Source organism: Trichormus sp. NMC-1, assembly GCF_001858025.1.
In the GTDB taxonomy this organism is placed as follows: domain Bacteria; phylum Cyanobacteriota; class Cyanobacteriia; order Cyanobacteriales; family Nostocaceae; genus Anabaena.
Genome location: NZ_LZQD01000006.1, coordinates 309,479 through 313,001 on the forward strand (window position 1 = coordinate 309,479; position 3,523 = coordinate 313,001).

1 pseudogene is annotated in these 3,523 nt (G+C 39.5%); it reads left to right on the top strand.

Going from position 1 to position 3,523, the window contains the following annotated elements:
• Positions 1-781 precede the first annotated feature (781 nt).
• A pseudogene (locus tag A9Y75_RS19670) lies at positions 782-3,443 on the top strand (PAS domain S-box protein).
• Positions 3,444-3,523: the final 80 nt, after the last annotated feature.

The following is a 3,523-nucleotide window of genomic DNA, read 5'->3' on the forward strand; positions in this document are numbered from 1 at the left end:
CGGCAAGAGTCTAGGGAATCCAGTGGTTGAAATGGCTAGTGCGATTCGTTGAGCGGTGAATCTCGGTAATCAGTCCGTAAATAACCACTCCAGCCCGACAGCAGATTACTGTCACTAAAGGCTGAACTCTCGGTCAGATGCAAGTGCAAACCTTGCCATTCAGACTCAGAATTGACTCCTTACCTGCCCACACTGACCAGACTCGGTTTCTGGAGGGTGAAGCTGGGAACAGGGCATAATCAGACAACCGTTGCGGGTTGACACTGGTGCTAACAGGGAGTTCCTACGGTGAAACAGAGCCTTAGAAAGCGACCTATTCAAAGGCAGGGCGCAACATTAAAACCCCTGACCTCATTGGAGCTTATTCCCGCCGAATACGAGCCAAGTAACGGTAAGAGTCCTGGGAATCCAATGGTCGAAGCGGCTACACCTAACGGAACAATCAATCTCTCCGAGGGAACGAATAAAAACGAATTGTGGGTCTTAGGGCAGTCGAACCCTAAGTAGACCAGCATATCTATCTTGATTCTTTCGCTTTGCCTGTTAACAGTTAAAAGTTCCCGATGACAATCCCTAAGAGACTTCCAAATAAAAAAATATCCCGTCGTTTTGAGAGCAGGGGGGCAGGGAGCGGGGAGCAGGGGGAGGAAAGGTCATTTTAGTTGCAGAAATTTGGATCATCTTTTTTGTGGAGTTCCCTAACCTTCCCTGCTTGATTAACTTAGAAGACCGAGAGTAACACAATCGCACGTTGTCATTCAGTAATACTAGGAAAATTTTCATGAGATTACCAGTGTCTAATAATGAAGCAGCGAGGCTTGAGGCGCTACGACAGTACAACATTCTTGATACAGAACCAGAAGAAACGTTTGACGATTTAGCATTGTTAGCCGCCCAGATTTGTGATACACCAATTGCTCTAATTAATTTTATTGATGCCAATCGTCAGTGGTTCAAAGCCAAGGTAGGATTAGATATCCAGGAAATGCCAACAGACACTGGCTTTTGTCCGCTTTGCCTCCAGCAAGGCGATGTTTTGATTATTCCTGATACCTTGCTAGATGAACGCTTTGCGACAGCCGATATAGTTACCTCGGAACCCTATGTGAGATTTTATGTTGGCATACCTTTAACAGTAGCAAAAGGAGAGATAATCGGGACTCTGTGTGTAGTAGATCAAGTACCACGCCAAATCAGCCCTAAACAATTGGCAGCACTGCAATCTATTAGTCGTATTATTGTCAAACAATTAGAAATCCGGCGAAATTTAACAGAATTAGCCACCATTAATCGGGAATACAAACAGGCACAAGAAGCACTCTCCCAAAGTGAATCTACCTTACACAGTTTCTTCGAGAGTGCGCCAATGATGATGGGAATTGTGGAATTAGTAGATAACGACATTCTACATATTTCTGATAATCCTACCACCGCCAAATTTTTAGGACTCACGCCAGAAGCAATGCAAAATCGTCTAGCGCGGGAAATTGGCACAGACAAAAGGCATTTAAAGGATTGGATACATCACTATCGTCAAGCAGAGCTTACCCAATCACCTGTGAGATTTGAAACTAATTACGACAATCCCCAGGGAGTAAATTGGTTATCAGCGACAGTTTCAGCTATTCCTAACCATCATGGCAATCGTCAGCAATTCGCCTATATAGTTGAGGATATCACTGAACGCAAACAGGCAGAAAATGAATTGCGTTGGCAAGAAGCACTTTTGCGCTCTATGAATAGTGTTTCACCACTTGGTTTTTATGTAGTTGATAATCGTACTGACGACATTCTTTATTTTAATGATCGCTTCTGTGAAATTTGGAAAATTGAACATCTTAAAGATGGCATGGAAATCCGGAAATTTAAAAATCAAGATATTATTCCTGATTGTAGCCAATTGATCCTGGATCTTCCTGCCTTTATAGCATCATGCCAACCTCTACAAGATGAAAAAAATCTCTGTGTTATTGAAGATGAAATTCGCTTTAACGATGGGCGGATAATTCGGCGTTTTTCTACTCAAATTCGTGGTCAAAATGATAAATATTTTGGGCGTTTATATATTTTTGAAGATATTTCAGCCCGTAAATATGTAGAACAAAAGTTGCGCGAACAAGCAGCATTACTCAATATTACTAAAGATGCCATTGTTGTCATAGATTTAAACTACAAAATTTTACTATGGAACAAAAGTGCAGAAAAATTGTATGGATGGAAATATGAAGAAGTTATAGATCAAAATGCCAGGGAACTCTGGGTAGATGAACCTGTGGCACAACGAAATGAAATTTATCAAAAAGTATTGATGTGTGGTTTCTGGCAAGGTGAATTAAATAAAATTACAAAATATAGCACAGAAATTATCGTAGAAAGTTGCTGGACTTTAGTACATGATGAGCATAATAAACCTAAATCTATCCTGGTTGTTGACACTGATATTACCCAGAAAAAACAATTAGAACAGCAATTTTTACGCGCCCAACGTATGGATAGTATTGGTACTCTAGCAGGTGGTATTGCTCATGATTTAAATAATGTCTTGTCGCCTATTTTGATGTCTGCATATTTACTTAAAACTAAATACCATGATCCGCAAGTTCAACAGATAATATCGATCATAGAAAATAATGCTAACCGAGGGGCTAATTTAGTTAAGCAAGTCCTATCCTTTGCCAAAGGAATTCCAGGCGAACGCGTCGTCATTCAAGTAAAATATTTGATTTTAGAAATGCAACAAATGCTTGAACAAACATTTCCAAAATCGATTACAATTCATACAAAAATTCAGCCCAACCTACTCCCCATCTATGGTGACATTACCCAATTAGATCAAGTAGTGATGAATTTATGTTTAAATGCTCGTGATGCTATGGTCAATGGCGGTACTTTAACAATAGCTGCTGAGAATATTTGGATTGATGAAACTTCTGCCAAAATGCATCTAGATGCACAAGTTGGCTCTTACATTGTCATCACGGTGATTGATACAGGTATTGGCATTCCCAGTAAAATATTAAATAGAATATTTGAACCTTTTTTTACGACTAAAGAATTTGGCAAAGGTACAGGACTAGGATTATCAACAGTCATAGGTATTATTAAAGGTCATAATGGTTTTATCACCGTATCAAGTAGCTTAAATAAAGGTACAGAATTTCAGGTGTATTTACCTGCAATATATACCGCTGAAGACCAGTCTTTAAAAGAAATAGAAATGCTTACTGGCAATGGAGAATTACTTCTCCCAGTAGATGACGAAGCTTCTAATTGAGAGATTACCTAAACCTCATTAAAAAACTATAATTATTAAAGTAGTTACTGCTAGTGATGGAGAGAAAGCCATAGCCTCATGTAGGATTCCTAGTAATAGTGTCTGTCTATTTGTATCAATCTTAAACAGACATCTTCCTAGAGTCAGCAACAGTACAATATTTTACTAATGACTAAAGAATTACCAGCGCAAACTGAGCAAGTACATCAGTGGGAAGCGTGCGATTCGTTGATAGCTGAATCACGGTAA